The sequence below is a fragment of the Sphaerimonospora cavernae genome (assembly GCF_042435035.1).
Lineage (GTDB): Bacteria > Actinomycetota > Actinomycetes > Streptosporangiales > Streptosporangiaceae > Sphaerimonospora > Sphaerimonospora cavernae.
In genome coordinates, this window is record NZ_JBHMQT010000059.1 from 34,624 (window position 1) to 53,009 (window position 18,386).

Genomic DNA, 18,386 nt, shown 5'->3' on the forward strand with positions numbered 1-18,386 from the left:
GACGGAAATGCATCGGAAACAGCGAACGACGTTGTCGAAGATCGCCGCGGTGGTGGCCGCCTCATGCCTGGCCCTGCTGCCGGGCACGGCGGGCGCGTCGGCGGACCCTTCCGCGGATCCATCCGCGGCCGCCCCCGCGACGACCGTCCCAGAGACGACCGACCCCGACGGGAGCGGGCTCTTCCCGATCGAGTTGCCGGGGGAGGACTGGCCGAGCTGGCAGAAGGACCCGGTGGGCTCACGGTTCAACGCCTTCGAACATCGGATCACACCGGGCAACGTGGGCCGCCTGAAGCTGAAGTGGGCATTCGCCTACCCCGAGAACGCGGGCACGCCGCACAGCCAGCCCGCCGTCGTCGGTGACACCGTCTACTTCGGCGCCCCCGACGGACACTTCTACGCCCGTAACGCGCGAACCGGCGCCGCGAAATGGGACTTCGACCTGGGCACGGTCGGCCCGCCCGGCCAGGGCGCCGTGGTGCAGGACGGGCCTGCCGTCGCGCGGGGCAAGGTGTACTTCGGCGACGGCCGGGGCTCCTTCTACGCGCTGAACCAGCGCACCGGCAAGCTGGTCTGGTGGAAGCAACTGGACGACCAGGTGGCCGTCGGCCTGACCAGCTCGCCGATCGTCTACGGGAACCGCGTCTACGTCGGCGTCTCCAGCGGCCAGAACATCATCGGCAAGGACTTCCCCTGTTGCACCTTCCGCGGCCATGTCGACGCCCTGGACGCCGAGACCGGCAGGTTGGTCTGGCGCTACTACACGGTGCCCGAGCCCAGGCAGAACGGCACCTGGCCGAACGGTCAGCCCAGGTACGAACCGTCCGGTGCGGGCGTGTGGAGCACCCCCGCCATCGATCCGTTCACCCGGACCCTGTACGTCGGGACCGGGCAGAACTACACCGGAAGCGGGGGCGACTACGACTCGGTGCTGGCGCTGGACATCACCACCGGCAAAGCCCGCTGGACCCGCAAGATGACCGACGTCGACACCTGGCGGCTGGAATGCTCGATCCCCACCCCTGAGGACCGGCAATATTGCCCGAACCTGCCGGACGGCACCGCGCTCGACTTCGATCTGGGCGCCGCCCCCAACATCTTCAGCGCGGGTGGCAGACGCCTGATCGGCATCGGCCAGAAGTCCGGCGTCTTCCACGTGCTCGACGCCAGGACCGGGAAGATCGTCTGGCAGCGCCAGCTGTCCGAGCCGATGCCCGGCGGTGGCCTGTCCGGCATTCAGTGGGGCACCAGCTTCGACGGCGGACGACTGTACGTCTCGACGTACATGGGCAGGCCGGGCACGCTGTTCGCCCTCGACCCGGCCAACGGCCACATCATCTGGAAGACCCCCAATCCGGAGGACGGCTGCACCACCGGCGGCGCGACGCAGTACCCCGCTATCTGCCAGCTCGGCCACGGCCCCGCGGTGACCACGACGCCCGGCCTGGTCTGGCTGGGCAGCATGGACGGCAAGATGCGGGCCTACTCCGCGCGCACTGGCAAGGTGCTGTGGACCTACGACACGATGACACCGGTCGACGGCGTCAACGGCCTGCCGGGACGCGGCGGTGCGGTGTCCGGCGCGGGCGGCGCGGTCGTCTCACACGGCATGCTCTTCGTGCAGTCGGGCTACATGTTCACCCCGTACCCCAACCCCGGCCGCGGTTCGGTCCTCCTGGCCTTCGGCCTCTGACGCGATCCCTCCTCCGATGCCCGGTGCCGCTCTCCCCGCGGGAGGCGGCACCGGGCGACCGTACCGGCGAGAGCCGGATGTAACGCACGTGGACTACCTCCGATCGGCGCACCCATCCGAGCACACTCCGTTCTCTCCGGTGGTGGTCGCGCCCTCGCCTGCCCCGGTCAGTCGCGATGTGCGGCGAATCCCTCGAAGAACAGCTTGGCGAGCAGGTCCGCGAACTCGGGCGTGGAGTAGCCACGGCGAATGGGCCAGTGCATCGTCGCCCAGAGCGAGTCGCGGACGGATCGGTAGAAGATCTCCGCGGGGATGTCATCGCGGAGGCTTCCGTCCGCGATGCCGGCCCTGATCGCCGTCATCCAGTAGTCCCGGACCCCGCGGGAAGCGCTGTCGACCGGCTCGAGCAGGCCGTTGTCGCGCAGGTACTGCCGATCGTTCCGGTAGATCGCCGTCGCGTGGGGATGCTGGTCGATGGTCACCAGTGTTTCCCGGATCAGGCCCCGCAGGGTCTCCCGCGGTGTCCGGGTGTGCTCGGCCACCCGGGCGAACCGACGGTGAACATCGTTCATGAAGTCGCCCAGGATTTCGGTGACGATGGCGTTCTTCGATTTGAAGTGGTGGTAGAGGCTGCCGGAGAACACTCCGGCGCCTTCGCCGATGTCGCGCACCGTGGTCGCCGCGATCCCCTTGGCGGCGAACAGTTCCGCCGAGATGGCGAGGATCTGCTCGCGCCGGTCTGGCGTCGGGCCCAAGGCGTCCTCCGTGGCTGCTGCCGCTTCACGCGGTTCATCGACGATTGCGGGCCGAGCCCATGTCCCTCGGACCAGACCGTCACCTCGGTCTTTCGGTATCAGCGGGGCCACTTGTCGGGGTTCTGTTCGCGATGTTAGCGTACCGCACCAAGCGCTTGCTCAACTAGTGATTGGGGGAAGTGAGCGTGCAGAGTCTCGAAGCGGAGCTCGGCCGGTTCGTCGGCTGTGAGGCCGAGCCGCCGCGGGTCGCGAGGTATGCGGTGAACGAGGCGATGATCCGCAACTGGGTGGAGGCGCATGACGACGCCAACCCGGTGTACGTCGACCGGGAGGCGGCCCGGTCCACAGGCCGACCGGATGTCGTGTGCCCCCCGGCGATGATCTCGGCGTGGGTGATGGCAGGATATCGCAGGTATCGCGAGGTCCAGCGGCTGCGTGCTGAGGGAGACGTCGAGGATTTCGCCTACTCGCGGCTGATGCGGATGCTGGATGAGGCCGGTTACACATCCGTGGTCGCGACCAACGTGGAGCAGGAGTACGTCCGTGAGCTGCATCCGGGCGACCACGTCACGACACATTTCACGATCGAGGCGATCTCGCCGTTCAAGCGGACCGTGCTGGGCGAGGGCTGCTTCATCACCCTGCTGAAGAAGTATGTGAACTCCGACGGCGATCCGCTGGCGGAGGAGCGGTTCCGGCTGCTGCGGTTCAAGCCGGGACCGCGAGAGGAGACGGAATGAGTGAGGCACCGGAGAAGGCCGTGCGTACGGTGGTGCCGCGGCCCGTGGTGACCCAGGACAACGAGTTCTGGTTCCGGGCCGCCGCCGAGGGCCGGCTGGAGATCCAGCGCTGCGCGGACTGTCAGACGTTGCGGCATCCGCCTGCGCCGGCCTGTCCGCAGTGCCGTTCGCTGGAATGGGACACGGTCGAGTCCAGCCGGCGCTGCACCCTGCACAGCTACACGGTCATTCACCACCCCAAGGACGACGCGTTCGACTACCCGCTGATCGTCGGCCTGGTCGACCTGGAGGAGGGGATCCGGCTGGTCGCCGACATCGCAGGCGTCGACCGGGAGGAGATCGAGTTCGGCATGGAACTGGAGGTGGGTTTCGCCGAGCACGCACACGGCGCGGTCCTGCCCCAACTCCACGGCCCGGGAGGGGGAGCGGAATGATCCCGCAGGACCGCACGGTCGGTACGGCGCTGCCGACGCTCGATGTCCCGTTGGACCGTACGACGATCGTCGCCGCGGCCATCGCCTCCCAGGACTTCGAGGACGTGCACCACGATCCCGGTAAGGCGCAGCAGCGTGGCACACCGGACATTTTCATGAGCATCAACTCGACCAACGGTTTCGTCGACCGCTACGTGACCGACTGGGCCGGCCCGTACTCCCGGATCAAGAGGGTCGCACTCCGGCTCGGGGTGCCCGCGTTCCCGGGTGACGTCATGCGTTTCTCCGGCGAGATCACCGCAGCGGGCGCGGATTCGGCGACGTTACGGGTGATCGGCGGTAATGAGCGCGGTGTCCACGTGACCGCCGACGTGACGGTGGCGTGGCCGGAAGAAGGAAGGGCATGACCGCGGGAGGACTTCCGGGCGGATTCTCGGACGCCGCGGCGATCGCGGGCATCGGGGCGACCGAGTTCTCCAAGAACTCCGGCCGCAGTGAATGGCGACTGGCCGTCGAGTGCGTGCTGGCGGCTCTGGACGACGCCCAGATCGACGTGTCGGAGGTGGACGGGTTCTCCCTGTTCACGATGGAGAACAACCCGGAGATCGCGGTCGCCCGCGCGCTGGGCATCCCCCAGTTGTCGTTCTTCAGCCGCATCCCGCACGGCGGGGGCGGCGCGTGCGCCCCGGTGCAGCAGGCCGCGCTCGCGGTGGCGTCGGGGGTCGCGGACGTGGTCGTGGTGTACCGGGCCTTCAACGAGCGGTCCGGTCACCGGTTTGGCGCGGGGCCGCCGCCGTTCGCCTACACCCCCTCCACTGACCAGGAGTATCGGAACTGGATCAATCCGTACGGCCTGCTGACTCCGGCGCAGCAGGAGGCGTTCCTGGCGATGCTGTACATGCACAAGTACGGCGCCACCAGCGAGGACTTCGGCCGGGTCTCGGTGCTGTCGCGCAAGCACGCGGCCAACAATCCCAAGGCGTGGTTCTACAGGCGGCCGATCACGCTGGAGGACCACCAGAACTCCCGCTGGATCGCCGAGCCGCTGCGGCTACTGGACTGCTGCCAGGAGAGTGACGGCGGACAGGCGCTGGTCATCGTGAGCACCGAGCGGGCCCGGGATCTGCCGCATCCGCCCGCGGTGATCAGGGCGGCCGCCCAGGGGGTGGGCCCGCAGCAGATCTCGATGAGCAGTTACTACCGCGAGGACATCGACCGGCTGCCCGAGGTGAGGCTGGTCGCCGAACAGCTGTGGCGCCAGGCCGGCCTGGGCCCGGACCAGATCGACGCCGCCGTGCTGTACGACGCCTTCACCCCGATGGTGCTGCTGCAACTGGAGGAGTACGGCTTCTGCAGCCTCGGCGAGGCGAAGGACTTCATCGCGGCCGGCGACCTCGAGGTCGACGGCCGGCTTCCCGTCAACACCCATGGCGGGCAACTCGGCGAGGGCTACATCCACGGAGTCAACGGGATTGCCGAAGGCGTACGGCTGATCCGCGGCACCTCCGTCAACCAGCCCGCCAAGCGGATCGAGAACGTGCTGGTCACCGGCGGGTCACCCGTACCGCACAGCGCGATCGTGCTCGGCACCGACAACTGAGCGTCGACAACCTGCGCAGAGCGTGCCGGGCGCGCCCGCGCCACCGAAGACCTCATCGGGGGCGGCACGATCGAGATCCAGCTCAACGTGATCGCCCAGCGTCCCCTGATAAGGCTGGCGATCAGACCTGATTCGTTCCTGAAAAGGAGTTTCGCATCCCCATGTATCCGGCTCTGTCCCTGAAGTCCACGGCGTTGCGCAAAGAGTTGCGCGCGTACTTCGCCGACATCATCAACGAGGAGGACCGCCGTGACCTGATGGACCAGACCGAGGGTGGTCCGACGTTCAGCCGGATCCTGCGCCAGATGGGCAGGGACGGTTGGCTCGGCCTCGGCTGGCCCACCGAGTACGGCGGACGCGGAGAGGATCCCGAGGCGCTCTACGTCTTCTACGACGAGGTGATCCGGGCCGGCGCGCCGCTGTCGCTGGTCACGCTGAACACGGTCGCTCCGGCCCTTATGAAGCACGGGACGCGGGAGCAGAAGGACTTCTTCCTGCCGAAGATCCTGGCCGGCGACCTCATTTTCGCGATCGGCTACACCGAGCCGGGCGCGGGGACCGACCTCGCGTCGCTGCAGACCAGGGCGGAGCTCGACGGCGACGAACTGGTGATCAACGGCAACAAGATCTTCACGAGTGCCGCCGTCTACGCCGACTGGATCTGGCTGGCCGTCCGAACGGACCCCGAAGCGCCGCGCCACCAGGGGATCTCCGTCGTCCTGGTGCCGACCTCGGCCCCCGGCTTCTCGGTCACCGAGATCCACACTGTCGGCGGGATCAGCACCGCGGCGACCTACTACGAGAACGTCCGGGTGCCCGTCACCAACCTTGTCGGCGAGCTCAACGCCGGCTGGACGCTGATCACCAACCAGCTCAACCACGAGCGGGTGGCGCTCGCCGCCCGCGGCGGCATCGCGCTGGAGCTGTTCGCGCAGGTCCTGGAGTGGACCAAGCGGGAGCGTGTCGGAGACGGCAGGCTCTTCGACGTGCCCTGGGTGCGTGCCAAGCTCGCCGAGGTCTACGCGCTGCTCGGCGCCGCCGACCTAATCAACCTGAGGCTGGTCGCCGACGTCGCCGCCAACACCCTCGGGGGCGGTGACTCCGCCGCCGCCAAGATCTTCGGTACCGAGGCCGTGGTCAGCGCGTACGGCATGCTGCAGGAGATCCTGGGCGCCCGGGGACTGATCCGGCCGGGCAGCGAAGGGGCGGTGCTGGCGGGCCGGGTGGAGGCCCTCGGCCGCAGGGCGCAGAACAACACCTTCGGCGGCGGAACCAACGAGGTGATGCGCGAGATCGTGGCGGCCAAGTGCCTGGGCATGACGCTGGCCGCCCGGCGCCGCGGCGACGCCGCCCAGCCGGCCAGGAGTGGGAGGAACTGAGATGGACTTCGAACTCGACGACGACCTGCGGGCGATGCGGGACCTGGCAGCGGAGATCATCACCGATCACGCCTCGGTGGAGCGGGTCCGCGAGGTCGAGATCTCCGAAGGCGGGTTCGACCGGCGGTTGTGGTCGCTCCTGGCCGAGGCCGGGCTCCTCGGGGTCGCGCTGCCGGAGCAGGCGGGCGGCGCTGGACTGGGCATGCTCGGGCTGGTCACCCTGCTGGAGCAGCAGGGCCGACGGGTCGCCCCGGTGCCACTGTGGGCCATGCTGAGCATGGCCGCCCTGCCGATCGCCCACTTCGGGACCCCCGAGCAGGCCGAGTGGTGGCTGCCCGGCATGCTGGACGGATCGTCGATCGTCACCGGAGCGTTCGACGGCGCGCCGGGCGCGCCCGAGGTCCGCGCCGAGCGGGACGGCGAGAGTTGGACGCTGCACGGAGAGCCGGTCTCCGTCCCCGGCGCCGAGGCCGCCGCCGCGATCGTCGTGCCGGTCGCCCTGTCGTCGGGGGAGACCGCAGTCATGATCGTCTCGACTGGTCAGGCCGGTGTCGGCATCACGCCGCTGAGCGTCACCAGCCGCGAAAGCCACGCGGCCGTCAGGTTCGACGGCGCCACGGTCGCCGCGGCCGACGTGCTGCCCGGCGACGGCGGTGAGATCGCGCGATGGACCCGGCGGCGCGCCCGGTTGGCGCTGTCGGCGCTCCAACTCGGCGTGTGCGAGGAGGCGCTGCGGATGACCGCGGCCTACAGCTCCGAGCGGGTCCAGTTCGGCCGGCCGCTGTCCACCAACCAGGCCGTCGCCGTACGGGCCGCTGACGCCTACCTCGACACCGAGAGCATCCGGCTCACCACCCAGCAGGCCGCGTGGCTGATGGACATCGGCCAGGAGGAGGCGGCCGAGGCCGCGACGCTCGTGGCCAAGTGGTGGGCATCACGCGGCGGGCTGCGGGTTGTGCACGCCACCCAGCACCTGCATGGCGGCATCGGCGCCGATGTCGACTACCCGATCCACCGCTACTTCCTGTGGGGCCGGCAGATCGCGTTCTCGCTGGGCAGCGCGGACGCCGTGGCCGCCGAACTCGGTGACGCCCTCGACGACGGCAACCCCCTCGGGATGCTCGGATGACCCGGCCGTCGGCTCCGCCCCTTCCCGCGGAGCTGCTCGCCGGGAGAGACGCGGACCGGGGGAGCGGCGGCGACGGAGGGTGACGGCCATGGACATCACCCCCGAGCGGCAGCAGGCCGCGAACGACCTGGTCGCCGCCACCAGAGAGGTCATGCTCGCGGCCTCCGTGACCGACATGGACCTCGACGAGATGCGCGCGGCCGAGCGTGTGCTGACCGAGGTCGCCCGGATGCTCGGCAAACGCGCTCGCCCGAGGGTGGTCCGCGCGCCGTTCGACGGGCCGGCGACGGCCCGATCGGCGGGCCCGGATCACCCGTGGCCGCTGTTCGCGTACAACCCGCTCGGCATTCCGCTGCAGATCCACTTCGACGGCGACGGTGCCACGGCGCGGTTGACCCCGGACGCACTGTATGAGGGACCGCCGGACCTGCTCCACGGCGGTTTCAGCGCCGGCCTGATGGACTGCATGCTCGGGGTCCTGATCCAGGCACAGGGCAGGCGGGCGGTCACCGCGAGTCTCGACCTGAGTTACCTGCGTCCTACGCCGCTCGACCAGCCACTGGACCTGCGTTCCCGGATCGCGGAGATCTCCGGACGAAAGATCACCGCGGAGGGTTGGATCGAGCACGAGGGGCGTCGGACGGTCGAGGCCCGCGGGCTGTTCATCGAGATCGACGGCACGTGACGTCCGACCGAGGGCACCGGTCCGACTGACAGGAGGGAGGTCACGTATGACCACCAGGGATGAGGTGGTGACACGTCTCACCGCACCTGGCGAGGCGTTCGAGATCCGCGTCGAAGACGTGCTCGGCGAGCCGATGGAGGCTTTCGCCAACCGGCAGCGCTCACTCGGCGAGTTGCTGCGCGCCTCGGTCGCGTTCGGCGACCGCGAATACCTCGTCACGGAGAGCGGCACGCTCACCTACGCCGACCACCACGCCGCGGTGGCCGCCCTCGCGGTGGCACTGCGCGACGAGTACGGCGTGGGCAAGGGCGATCGCGTCGCCATCTGCTCGGCCAACAACCCAGAATGGATCACCACGTTCTGGGCCGCCGTGTCGCTCGGCGCCATCGCGGTCGGAATGAACTCGATGTGGGCGAGTCCGGAGATCGACTACGGCATCGAGTTGACCGAGCCCAAGGTCCTGGTCGCCGACGCTCCCCGCCGGAAACTCGCCGGCGATCCCGGCATCCCCGTGCTGTCGGTGGAGGAGGACGTGCCGGCCCTCATCGCCCGGCACAGCGGTGCCGTACTGCCCGACGACGTGGCCGAAGAGGACGACCCCGCGGTGATCCTCTTCACCAGCGGCACGACCGGGGCGGCCCAAAGGGCCGGCCCGCTCGCACCGGAACATGATCGCCGCCTGCTGGTTCCACCTGCTCAACGACGCGGTCGCGACCGAACTGGGCAGCCCGCAGACGGACCGCCGGTTCCTGCTCGCCACGACGCTGTTCCACATCGCTGCGCTGCACAACCTCGCCGTCATCCACCTCGGCCGGTTCGACATCGACCGGGTGCTCCGGCTCATCGAGCGGGAGCGGATCACCAACTGGGACACCGTACCCACGATGATCTCACGGCTGGTCGAGCACGGAGACCTCGCGAAGTACGACCTCGGCTCGCTGCAGCTTCGTCCTCGGCGCTCGGCATGCCGATCTCGGCGAGGAGGTGGCCGCGGTGGTGGTCGTGGCACCCGGTGCGATGGTCACCGAGGACGAACTGCGGGAGCACATGCTCGCCGGGATCGCCCGCTACAAGGTCCCCACCCTGCCGCGCAACGCCACCGGCAAGATCAACCGCGCGCAGGTCGAGCTGGCGACGGCGCCCACTCATCGCGGCTGACCATCGCCGTCCCGCCGGTCGAACCAATCCCACTGCCAGGGCTGGATGGTGCGCAGCGGGCTGGCCAGCAGCACCCGTTCCCGGGCGGCGCCGGCTGGCGGCGGTTCAGCGGCCGTCCATCCGGGTTCGCGTGCGGCCATCTCGCGCGCGACCTCGACGGGCTCGGCGTCCAGATAACACAGAATGATGCGGATCGTGGAGTCGGTCAGCGGCTGCGGCGAGCCGTCGGCGCCGGCCACGCTCACCGTCTCGCTGCGGAATGACCAGGCCCCGGCCACGCCGGATGTGCCGAGCAGTTGTGGGATCCGTACCCGGTCGTACCAGTCGAACAGCGTCTCGGCCTGCGGTCCATTCGCGTCGTCGACAGCGGTGACGAACACCTGGATCCCGGTGTGCGGCCGGAAGGGCAGCGCTGCTGCCGAGATGCGTACCCGCGGATGCACATATCCCCTGACCGGACGGAAGGTGCCCATCAGCGGGCGGCTGGTCCACTCCAGGTCGGGCCGCCGGCCCTGCTGGAGCGTCGTGTCGCCCAGTTCCCGCCACTGCTTGATGCTCTGCTTGGCTGGCTCGGCGAACCAGTACATCGCCATATAGTCGGCCTCGCGCAACCACTCGTCGGCCGTTCCGGCCGCCCGGCAGTCCGGGGAGCGCACCCAGCGGTCACCGTGGATGACCCCGGGCAGGGCCAGGTTCTCCGGGCGGTGGTCGAGTTGATGCCACGCGTTGTAGTCGCCGTGCCGGCGGGGATCGGTCAGGTGCGGGAACGCGAAGAAGACCCGTGTGGCCGTCTGCGGCGTGGTCATGGGGTTGCCTCCTCTTTCGGATGTGCCGAGGGACCGGAGCCGCCCAGAATCATGCGCCGCCCGGTGGCGTCGCGCGGCATCGGTACCGGGATGGCGGACAGCAGTCGCGTGGTGTATTCGTGGGTGGGTGAATGGAAGATCTGCTGGACGCCGCCCTGTTCGACGACGCGGCCCCCGGCCATCACCATCACGCGGTCGGCGATGACCTCCACGAGCGCCAGGTCGTGACTGACGAACAGATAGGACAGTCCCAGCTCCTCCTGCAGGTCGCGCAGCAGGTTGAGCACCTGCGCCCGGACCGACACGTCGAGCGCGGCGACGGGTTCGTCGCACACGATGAGGCTGGGATTGAGCGTCAGCGCCCGGGCGATGGCCACCCGTTGCAACTGCCCGCCGGACAGCTCGGCGGGATATCTGCCGAGATATCTGCGGCCGATGCCCACGCGGTCCAGCAGTTCGGCGGCACGCCGCGACCGTGTGGCCCGGTCGAGATCGGTGTGCACGAGCAACGGCTCGGCGACGGCCTCGGCCACGCTCATCCGGGGATCCAGTGAGCTGTAGGGATCCTGGAAGATCATCTGCATGCGCTGCCGCAGCCGGCGCATCTCCCGAGAGCCGATCGCGAGCACGTCGACTCCGTCGAAGGTGATCCGCCCGGTGTCCGGCCTGATCAGGCGCAGCACGATCCGGCCGAGGGTCGACTTGCCGGCGCCGGACTCGCCCACCACGGCGAGGCACTCGCCCTTCTCCATGCTGAAGCCGACGTCCTGTACGGCGTGATGCCTGCGGGCCGGTCGGCCGAGAAGGTCGCGGCCGGTCACGAAGGACTTGGACACTCCTGAGACTTCGAGCAGGCTCACGCGACCGTCACTCCCCGCAGTTCGATCTCCTCCGTACGGACACAACGGGCCCGGCCCGCGGGGCCGTTCGGGTCACTCAGGCCTCTCGGGTCGTGCGGGGCGGCCGGGGTCAGGTCTGGGTGCCGGGAGTCGCATCTGCCGGGCACGCCGTACGGACACCGGCCGTGGAACCGGCATCCCTCGGGCCAGGCGCCGGGCGCGGGGATGCTGCCGGGGATGGTCTCCAGGCGGCGGTCGGCGCGCAGGCCGGGCTTCGGGATGGCGGCCAGCAGGCCTGCGGTGTACGGATGTCGGGGCCGCAGGAACACGTCCGCCGCCGTGCCCTGCTCCACCACCTCGCCGGCGTACATGACGATGACCTTCTGGCACAGCTCGGCCACTACGGCGAGGTCGTGGCTGACGAACAGCAGCGATACCCCCGTCTGCTCCTGCAGGTCCCGTAGCAGCTGCAGGATCCGCTCCTGCACCGTCACGTCGAGCGCGGTGGTGGGTTCATCGGCGATCAGCAGACGAGGGTTGCACGCCATGACCATGGCGATCATCACCCGCTGGCACATCCCCCCGCTGAAGGCATGAGGATAGTCGTCGACGCGTTCGGCTGCCCGTGGGATCTGCACCAGGTCGAGCATCTCGACCGCACGCGCCCTGGCGGCCCTGCGGCTCAACCCCAGGTGTCGTCGGGCCGACTCCGCGATCTGGTCTCCGACCGTGAAGGCGGGGTTCAGGCTGCGGATCGGCTGCTGGAAGATCATGCCCATGCCGGGGCCGCGCAGAGCGCGCCACTCGCGTTCGGGCAGCGCGGTCAACTCCCGGCCGTCGAATCTCACCGAGCCGCCCGCGATGCGCCCGCCGGTGACGCCGGTCAGCCCCATCACCGCCAGCGACGTGACCGTCTTGCCCGATCCCGACTCACCGACCAGCGCGACGGATTCGCCCTGGCCCACGGTGAACGACACCCCCTGCACGACCGGCATCCATCCGCCCGTCGGGGTCGGGAACTCCACCGTCAGGTCCTGCGTCTCAAGCAGCGGCAGACCGTCCGCCTCCCGCTGTCGCGCTCGCGCCGTCACGTCAGTCTCCCTTGCTGCTCGCCGACCGGCTGCGCAGCAGGCCCTTGCGCACGCCGTCGCCCAGATAGGTGAAGGCCAGAACGGTCAGGAAGATCATCACTCCGGGCGGCCACACCAGGTACGGCGCCAGGCCCATGTTCGACGACGCCGTGGACAGCATCGACCCCCAGCTGGCCGTCGGCGGGCGGACGCCGAGGCCGAGGAAGCTCAGGCTCGCCTCCGCCGCCACCGCGGTGCCCAGCGACACGGAGATCACCAGCACGATAGGCGGCATCACGTTGGGCAGGATGTGCCGCACCGCGGTCCGCGCGTTGGTACAGCCCAACGCGATGGACGCCTCGATGTACGTCTCGTGCCGCACGTCCATCGTGGCGGCGCGGGCCACCCGGAAGAACCGGGGCGCCATGATCACTCCGATGGCCAGCATGGCGTTGGTGATCCCGGGGCCGAGCACCGCCACGATCGTAATCGCCAGCACGAGCGACGGCGCGCTCATCAGGGCGTCCATGATCCGGGTCAGCGCCGTGTCCAGCCATCCCCCCCGATATCCGGCGGCCACGCCCGGCGGCAGGCCGATCACCAGGGCGACGGCCGCCGCCTGCGCGGCCGCCTGCAGCGATACCCGGGCGCTGTAGATCAGGCGGCTCAGCACGTCCCGGCCGTAGTCGTCGGTGCCCAGCAGATGCTCGGCGCTGGGCGGTCGCAGCCGCTGGAGCACGTCCTGGACGTCCGGGTCGTACGGCGCGATCGCCGGGGCCAGCACGGCGGCCAGGACGAGTAGGAGCAGGAACCCACCCGCCAAGATGGTCGACCTGCGACGCAGGATGCCGCGTAGGATCCCGGGCTGGACGGGCTCCGGGTGTCGGTCGTCGGGTGCGTCGACGGGGTCTTCGGGCGGGGCGGTGACGTTCTTCATGCGCGCACCTTCGGATTGAAGTAGCCGTAGGAGATGTCGACCAGCAGGTTCACCACGACGACGACGCTCGTGGAGAAGAGGACGAAGCCGAGCAGCACCGGGATGTCGCGGCTGAGCACGCTGTCGACCGCGAGGCTGCCGAGCCCGGGCATGTTGTAGATCATCTCGATGGTGACCGAGCCGGCGAGCACTTCGGCGACCCGGAAGCCGAGCACGGTCACCACCGGGATGCAGGCGTTCTTCAACGCGTGCTTGAACAGGACCGCGCCCGGACTCATCCCCTTCGCCTGGGCGTTGAGGACGTAGTCGGACTTGAGTACCTGTCCCAGCGCCGACCGCAGCTGCAACGTCACCTCGGCGGCGGGCAGCAGGCCGAGCGCGATGCCGGGCAGGACGAGATGGGACAGCCAGGGCCAGAACCCCTCCGACAGCGGCTCGAACCCGAACGCGGGGAACAGCTGGTAGGTCACCGCGAACAGCGACGCGAGCACCATTCCGAACCAGAACGCCGGAATCGCGATCGCGATCGAAGCCAGCCAGTTCACCAGGCGGTCGACGACGCCGCCGGGCCGCAGCGACGCCAGGATCGCCATGAGGACGCCCACGGCCACCGCCATCACCATCGCGAACAGCACCAGCGACATCGTGGTGCCCATCCGCCGCAGGATCATGTCCGTCACCGACTGCTCCGACATCAGCGACTGCCCCAGGTCTCCCTGAAGCACGCCGCCCATCCACCGCAGATAGCGTTCCCAGACCGGATCCGCCAGTCCCAGTCGTTCTTGGATCGCCGCGATACGCTCCGGAGTCGGATCATCACCGGCCAAGATCACTGCCGGATCGCCCGGAGCGAAGTCGATCAGGAGAAAGACCAGGAGCGGCGCCACGAACAACAGTGGGATCGCTGCGAGCAGTCGCTTACCTGCGTGACGCAGCATGCCGTGCCCCTTCGATGAATAGATGAGCGATGGAGTGGTTTTTCGAATAGGGTTCCGAGCCGACGATTCAAGGGTCGACGGGCGCTTCGCCCACGTTGTGGATCTGGCCCGGGCCTGAGGTCTCGCTTCTCGACTGAAAGAGATGTCGCGATCGAAATCCACCAAGCAATCATTTGGTTGGATTTGAAAAGACTCTATAGGTGAGGCCGGAACATGGTCAAGACATCCGGGTGGCTCGAGACGTCCCGGCTTGGCCTCGACCTATGCGACTGCCCAGTTCGCGAGCCACCGTCGGGCTGTCCACCGGATCCGGACAACACACGCCAATTCCCGCACCATCGACCTGCTCATCAGTCCAAGGGACTCTCGCGCAGCCTCGGCAGGACGTCACGGGCGAGCGTGGCGATGACACGCTCGCGCCCGGCATCCGAGGCCGCGACCTGGATGAGGACACGATCAGCGCCGGCATCGGCGTACTCCTGAAGCCGGCTAACCACCTCCTCAGGCGTGCCGAGCACGAGATAGCGGTCGGCGAGATCCGAGAAGTCCTGCGCGTAGGTGGCACTGACCGCGGCAATCCCGGTCTCGCGAGCCCAGTCCCGATCCGGATCGACGCACGTCCATGCGAAGACGGCGCCGGAGACCGCGTCATGGGGCCGTCCCGCCTCGTCGGCGACGGCCCGCGCCCGCGCCAGGCCGTCGTGTAGCATCCGCGGGTCGACCATGTAGGGCATCCACACGTCGGCGTACCGCCCGGCCCTGCGGATCGCACCGGCCCTGCGTCCGCCCAGCCAAATCGGCGGTCCTCCCGCCTGAACCGGCGCGGGCCGCAACGCCACATCGCTCAGCACGACGGACTCGCCCTCGAGACTGATCCGTTCACCGGTGAACAGGGCCCGGAGCACTCGGAGTCCCTCGTCCAGACGACGGAACCGGGTGGTCGGATCCACCCCGACAGCAGCGAATTCCGCAGGGTACTCCCCTCCTGCCCCGACACCGAGTTCGAACCGCCCAGCCGATACCCGGTCCAGAGTCACGGCTAGCTTCGCCGCGAGCGCGGCGGGGTAGAGCGGGAGCAGCGTGACCGCGCTGACCAGGCGGATGCGACTGGTGGCCCCGGCGGCCGCTGCCAACTGTACGAAGGCGTTCGGTGTCGGTCCGTGGAAGAAGAGGTGCTCGCCGCAGCCGAGGTAGTCGAAACCGTGCCGCTCCGCCAACCGGGCGTCGCGAACGACGTGGTCCGCGTCACCCGCGATCAGGCCCACAAGCATGTCATCGCAGTCCCTTCAAGCGTTCCTCTACTTACGGCAGACCGCCGAGACGGTAGCCGTACGAGGATCGTCAGCGCCCTTCAGCCAGGATCTCGTCTGTGTGTTCACCTGGATACGGGGGCGGCAGGGCAACTCGCGCGACGCTGCGGGAGAACCTCGGCACGGGCGCGGGTTGGACCACGCCGGCCATTTCAATGAATGCCCCTCTGGCCGCCATCTGCGGATCGGTCGTGGCCTCGTCGAGGTCGCGGACCGGTGTCACGCAGGCATCGAGACCGCCGAACACGCCCTCCCAGTGGCTGCGCGGCTGGGATTTGAAGATCTCCGCCACAACTCGCTTGAGCTTGGGCCACGCCGTCCGGTCGTACTGTTGGGGCAGGTCACCCGGGACCAGTCCCAACGCCGTGACGAACCGTTCGTAGAACTGTGGTTCGATCGCCCCGACCGCCATGTACCTGCCGTCAGAGGTCTCATAGACGCCATAGAAGTGAGAGCCGGAGTCGAAGGCGTTCGTACCGCGGGCGAGGTTCCAATCACCCCTGGCCTTCATGCCTCGGATCGCTATGGTAAGCAGGCTTGCGCCTTCGAGCATCGAGCAGTCGATGATCTGGCCCCGTCCCGACTGGGCCCGTTCCAGCAGGGCAGAGAGCACGCCGAACCCCAGAACCATACCGCCGCCGGCGAAATCGGCGAGGTACATCAGGGGCGGGATCGGGCCGGTCTCATTCGTGCCGATCGAATCCAGCACACCGGACAGGCTGATGAAGTTGATGTCGTGACCGGCGGCCCGGCTCATCGGTCCGTCCTGGCCCCAGCCTGACATTCGGGCCAGCACCAGTCGGGAATACCGCGCGGTCAGCTCCGCCGGGTCGATTCCCAACCGTTCCAGCACGCCGGGGCGATACGGATCCATGAGCACATCTGCCTGCTCCAGCAGCCGGAACAGCTCGGATTTTCCCTGTGCGGATTTCAGGTCCAGCCGGACGGACCGACGACCCCGGTTGATCGGATTCAGGTGGTGCCGCGGCACTTTTTTCGCGTCAGCGGACGGTGGATCGACACGAACCACCTCGGCTCCGAGGTCCGCCATCATCATCGCGGCGAACGGCACCGGCCCCAGCCCGGCCAACTCGATGACCCTGATCCCCTGCAGAGGCCCGCCGGTCATTTCGCCACAGCCCTCTCCGAACCGGTCCGCGGCTTCTCGTCGTAGGAACGGGGATCGGTGCTCCATGTCGCCTCCGTGACACCCTGGGCCCGTAGCTCGCGCTTAAGGACCCGCCCCACCGCATTCTTCGGCAGTTCCGCCCGAAACTCGATATGGGAAGGGCGGGCGTACCTCGGCACACGCGGCGCTATCCAGAGGAACATCTCCTCGGGGTCCGGGGACGCGTCGGCGACAGGCACGATCGTCACCTTCACCTCGTCCTCGTTCAGCGGCGACGGCACGGCGTGGACCGCCACTTCGCGGACCAGCGGATGCTCGGCGATGATCCCTTCGATTTCGTAGCTCGAGATGTTCTCTCCGCCTTTTCGGATGTAGTCCTTGCCGCGGTCGACGAAGAAGAGATAGCCGTCCTCATCGAACCTGCCGAAGTCTCCGGTGTGGAACCAAAGGCCGCGGAATGTCTCGAGTGTCTTCTCTGGCTGTCTCCAGTAGCCGTTGAACATGATGCCGGGCCGAGTAGGCCGGCAGACGATCTCACCGGCCTCGCCAGTCGGCAGTGGATTGTCCCGCTCGTCGACGATGCGGACCTCGAAGGAGTCGGTGACGATTCCAGCCGAACCCGCACGGTATCCATCCGGCGGAGTCGCCGTGATCAGGCAAGCCTCCGTCATCCCGTAGGCGCCCGACCCGACCCGCTCGACGCCGAAGCGTTCCAGCCACGTCTGCGCGAGCTGAGCGGTGACCGGGGAGCCGGAGACGGCCCGCAGTTGGCTGGAGGCTTCCCGGCTGGCCGGGCTCTCCTCAGCACGCGCGATCATCGGCAGCATCGATCCCATGAGAGCGGCCATCGTCGCCTTGGATTCTCGGATGTCCTCCCAGAAGCAGGACACCGAGAACCGCCTCGCGACGCTGATCTCGGACCCGAGCTGCAGCGATCCCGTGACATGTCCGATGGCCGCAAGGTGGAACAGCGGCATCGGCGTCCAGAGACAGTCGTCGGGTCGCCGCTCGAGGTTCTCCCTCATCTGCCGCGCCATGTTGGCGATGTATCCGTGGCTGACCATGCAGGCCTTGGACGGCCCGGTTGTGCCGGAGGTGTAGACCAGATGGCTGGTGCCGTAGGGATCGAGGTCCGAGTGCGGCGCCACCGGTGTGCCGAGCGTGACCAGGTTGTCGAAGTGGAAGCACGGTCCTGTGGCCGCCTGACTGCCAGGTGCGTCGATGCCATCGGGGTCATGCACGATGAAGGGAATGTCGAGACCTGCCAGTCTCAGGGACTCGGAGAGCAGTCCAGCGAACTCCTGTTCGACCACTGCGATGATCGGCTCACTGTCCGCCACCTGGTGGGTGAGGATCGCACCCCGGTTGCTGGTGTTCAGCGGGACCAGGTAGGCGCCACAGAATGTGGCAGCCCACCACGTGAGCAGGGCGACCCGGCCGTTCCGTGCCATCACGGCGATACGGTCACCGGGCTGGACGAACTCCCTGAGGGAGCCAGCGAGAGCGCGTGCCTGTCGATCGAGCTCTTCAATTGTGAAGGGCTGTCGATCGAGGGAGATACGCATCTCAGGCTGGGTCTGAAGACGCTTTTCCAGTGCGATGGTGACCGGATCCGCGTTAACGTGCTCATACTTCGGGCTCAACTAGCCGCCCCTCCCCGGGCCGCGCTTTTCGGGTCACGGACCGGTACATTCTGATTGGTCGTCCGTTTTCAGCTGTCCTCTGCCGGACCATGACTCGGGATCACGGCGAGGGGCGCCGACGCGGCTCGGACCCCTGAAACA

At 68.5% G+C, this 18,386-nt stretch carries 18 protein-coding genes and 2 pseudogenes; 11 read left to right on the top strand and 9 right to left on the bottom strand.

Annotation, left to right across the window (positions count from 1 at the left end; all coding sequences use genetic code 11):
* Positions 1-7: 7 nt before the first annotated feature.
* The gene (locus ACFHYQ_RS26340) at positions 8-1,693 is read left to right on the top strand and encodes an outer membrane protein assembly factor BamB family protein (protein ID WP_394303831.1); all 1,686 of its coding nucleotides are present in this window, start codon (positions 8-10) and stop codon (positions 1,691-1,693) included.
* Positions 1,694-1,860: 167 nt separating this feature from the next.
* Here ACFHYQ_RS26340 and ACFHYQ_RS26345 read toward each other — a convergent pair whose 3' ends face one another.
* The gene (locus tag ACFHYQ_RS26345) at positions 1,861-2,448 is read right to left on the bottom strand and encodes a TetR/AcrR family transcriptional regulator (RefSeq protein WP_394303832.1); all 588 of its coding nucleotides are present in this window, start codon (positions 2,446-2,448) and stop codon (positions 1,861-1,863) included.
* Positions 2,449-2,633: 185 nt separating this feature from the next.
* Between ACFHYQ_RS26345 and ACFHYQ_RS26350 the strand changes: the two genes are divergently transcribed.
* From ACFHYQ_RS26350 to ACFHYQ_RS26395, 10 genes and pseudogenes are all read left to right on the top strand, one after another.
* Positions 2,634-3,188 carry an FAS1-like dehydratase domain-containing protein gene (locus tag ACFHYQ_RS26350; protein WP_394303833.1) on the top strand — a complete coding sequence of 185 codons (555 nt, stop codon included), beginning with the start codon at positions 2,634-2,636 and terminating at the stop codon, positions 3,186-3,188.
* A complete protein-coding gene (locus tag ACFHYQ_RS26355; RefSeq protein ID WP_394303834.1) occupies positions 3,185-3,622 on the top strand; it encodes a Zn-ribbon domain-containing OB-fold protein in 438 nt (145 codons plus the stop codon). The genes ACFHYQ_RS26350 and ACFHYQ_RS26355 overlap by 4 nt, the downstream gene beginning before the upstream one ends.
* On the top strand, positions 3,619-4,029 hold the full coding sequence (locus ACFHYQ_RS26360; RefSeq protein ID WP_394303835.1) for a hotdog family protein: 411 nt from the start codon (positions 3,619-3,621) through the stop codon (positions 4,027-4,029). Before ACFHYQ_RS26355 ends, ACFHYQ_RS26360 begins: the two co-directional genes overlap by 4 nt.
* Positions 4,026-5,222: a lipid-transfer protein gene (locus ACFHYQ_RS26365; RefSeq protein ID WP_394303836.1), complete on the top strand. Its 1,197-nt coding sequence runs from the start codon at positions 4,026-4,028 to the stop codon at positions 5,220-5,222. The genes ACFHYQ_RS26360 and ACFHYQ_RS26365 overlap by 4 nt, the downstream gene beginning before the upstream one ends.
* A gap of 161 nt (positions 5,223-5,383) precedes the next feature.
* Entirely contained in the window at positions 5,384-6,601 is a 1,218-nt protein-coding gene (locus ACFHYQ_RS26370) for an acyl-CoA dehydrogenase family protein (protein WP_394303837.1), read from the top strand.
* Between the two features lies 1 nt (position 6,602).
* A complete protein-coding gene (locus ACFHYQ_RS26375; protein WP_394303838.1) occupies positions 6,603-7,730 on the top strand; it encodes an acyl-CoA dehydrogenase family protein in 1,128 nt (375 codons plus the stop codon).
* Between the two features lie 88 nt (positions 7,731-7,818).
* A complete protein-coding gene (locus tag ACFHYQ_RS26380) occupies positions 7,819-8,415 on the top strand; it encodes a PaaI family thioesterase (RefSeq protein ID WP_394303839.1) in 597 nt (198 codons plus the stop codon).
* 133 nt (positions 8,416-8,548) lie between these two features.
* Positions 8,549-8,986, top strand: a pseudogene (locus tag ACFHYQ_RS26385) (AMP-binding protein); the annotation flags it as partial.
* A 97-nt stretch (positions 8,987-9,083) separates the two neighbouring features.
* Positions 9,084-9,302: pseudogene (locus ACFHYQ_RS26390) on the top strand (long-chain fatty acid--CoA ligase); the annotation flags it as partial.
* 106 nt (positions 9,303-9,408) lie between these two features.
* Positions 9,409-9,573 carry a hypothetical protein gene (locus ACFHYQ_RS26395; protein ID WP_394303996.1) on the top strand — a complete coding sequence of 55 codons (165 nt, stop codon included), beginning with the start codon at positions 9,409-9,411 and terminating at the stop codon, positions 9,571-9,573.
* Here the strand turns inward: ACFHYQ_RS26395 and ACFHYQ_RS26400 are convergent.
* From ACFHYQ_RS26400 to ACFHYQ_RS26435, 8 genes are all read right to left on the bottom strand, one after another.
* A complete protein-coding gene (locus tag ACFHYQ_RS26400; RefSeq protein ID WP_394303840.1) occupies positions 9,561-10,379 on the bottom strand; it encodes a hypothetical protein in 819 nt (272 codons plus the stop codon). The two genes, ACFHYQ_RS26395 and ACFHYQ_RS26400, sit on opposite strands and share 13 nt — an antisense overlap.
* The gene (locus tag ACFHYQ_RS26405) at positions 10,376-11,239 is read right to left on the bottom strand and encodes an ATP-binding cassette domain-containing protein (protein WP_394303841.1); all 864 of its coding nucleotides are present in this window, start codon (positions 11,237-11,239) and stop codon (positions 10,376-10,378) included. Before ACFHYQ_RS26405 ends, ACFHYQ_RS26400 begins: the two co-directional genes overlap by 4 nt.
* A complete protein-coding gene (locus tag ACFHYQ_RS26410) occupies positions 11,236-12,309 on the bottom strand; it encodes an ABC transporter ATP-binding protein (protein WP_394303842.1) in 1,074 nt (357 codons plus the stop codon). Before ACFHYQ_RS26410 ends, ACFHYQ_RS26405 begins: the two co-directional genes overlap by 4 nt.
* Before the next feature lies 1 nt (position 12,310).
* Positions 12,311-13,225, bottom strand: a complete 915-nt coding sequence (locus tag ACFHYQ_RS26415) for an ABC transporter permease (RefSeq protein WP_394303843.1) — start codon at positions 13,223-13,225, stop codon at positions 12,311-12,313.
* Positions 13,222-14,163 (bottom strand): ABC transporter permease, encoded by a 942-nt coding sequence (locus tag ACFHYQ_RS26420; protein ID WP_394303844.1) that lies wholly within the window; start codon positions 14,161-14,163, stop codon positions 13,222-13,224. The genes ACFHYQ_RS26415 and ACFHYQ_RS26420 overlap by 4 nt, the downstream gene beginning before the upstream one ends.
* A gap of 350 nt (positions 14,164-14,513) precedes the next feature.
* Entirely contained in the window at positions 14,514-15,434 is a 921-nt protein-coding gene (locus ACFHYQ_RS26425) for an LLM class flavin-dependent oxidoreductase (protein ID WP_394303845.1), read from the bottom strand.
* 70 nt (positions 15,435-15,504) lie between these two features.
* Positions 15,505-16,602 (bottom strand): CaiB/BaiF CoA transferase family protein, encoded by a 1,098-nt coding sequence (locus tag ACFHYQ_RS26430; protein WP_394303846.1) that lies wholly within the window; start codon positions 16,600-16,602, stop codon positions 15,505-15,507.
* Positions 16,599-18,245 (bottom strand): AMP-binding protein, encoded by a 1,647-nt coding sequence (locus ACFHYQ_RS26435; RefSeq protein ID WP_394303847.1) that lies wholly within the window; start codon positions 18,243-18,245, stop codon positions 16,599-16,601. The genes ACFHYQ_RS26430 and ACFHYQ_RS26435 overlap by 4 nt, the downstream gene beginning before the upstream one ends.
* Between the last annotated feature and the right edge of the window lie 141 nt (positions 18,246-18,386).

Bases quoted from the DNA above. Each gene is read 5' to 3' on its own strand.
- ACFHYQ_RS26375 (WP_394303838.1), top strand. From the start codon at position 6,603: ATGGACTTCGAACTCGACGACGACCTGCGGGCGATGCGGGACCTGGCA.
- ACFHYQ_RS26365 (WP_394303836.1), top strand. From the start codon at position 4,026: ATGACCGCGGGAGGACTTCCGGGCGGATTCTCGGACGCCGCGGCGATC.
- ACFHYQ_RS26355 (WP_394303834.1), top strand. From the start codon at position 3,185: ATGAGTGAGGCACCGGAGAAGGCCGTGCGTACGGTGGTGCCGCGGCCC.
- ACFHYQ_RS26430 (WP_394303846.1), bottom strand. From the start codon at position 16,602: ATGACCGGCGGGCCTCTGCAGGGGATCAGGGTCATCGAGTTGGCCGGG.
- ACFHYQ_RS26380 (WP_394303839.1), top strand. From the start codon at position 7,819: ATGGACATCACCCCCGAGCGGCAGCAGGCCGCGAACGACCTGGTCGCC.
- ACFHYQ_RS26420 (WP_394303844.1), bottom strand. From the start codon at position 14,163: ATGCTGCGTCACGCAGGTAAGCGACTGCTCGCAGCGATCCCACTGTTG.
- ACFHYQ_RS26360 (WP_394303835.1), top strand. From the start codon at position 3,619: ATGATCCCGCAGGACCGCACGGTCGGTACGGCGCTGCCGACGCTCGAT.
- ACFHYQ_RS26400 (WP_394303840.1), bottom strand. From the start codon at position 10,379: ATGACCACGCCGCAGACGGCCACACGGGTCTTCTTCGCGTTCCCGCAC.
- ACFHYQ_RS26370 (WP_394303837.1), top strand. From the start codon at position 5,384: ATGTATCCGGCTCTGTCCCTGAAGTCCACGGCGTTGCGCAAAGAGTTG.
- ACFHYQ_RS26415 (WP_394303843.1), bottom strand. From the start codon at position 13,225: ATGAAGAACGTCACCGCCCCGCCCGAAGACCCCGTCGACGCACCCGAC.
- ACFHYQ_RS26425 (WP_394303845.1), bottom strand. From the start codon at position 15,434: ATGCTTGTGGGCCTGATCGCGGGTGACGCGGACCACGTCGTTCGCGAC.
- ACFHYQ_RS26340 (WP_394303831.1), top strand. From the start codon at position 8: ATGCATCGGAAACAGCGAACGACGTTGTCGAAGATCGCCGCGGTGGTG.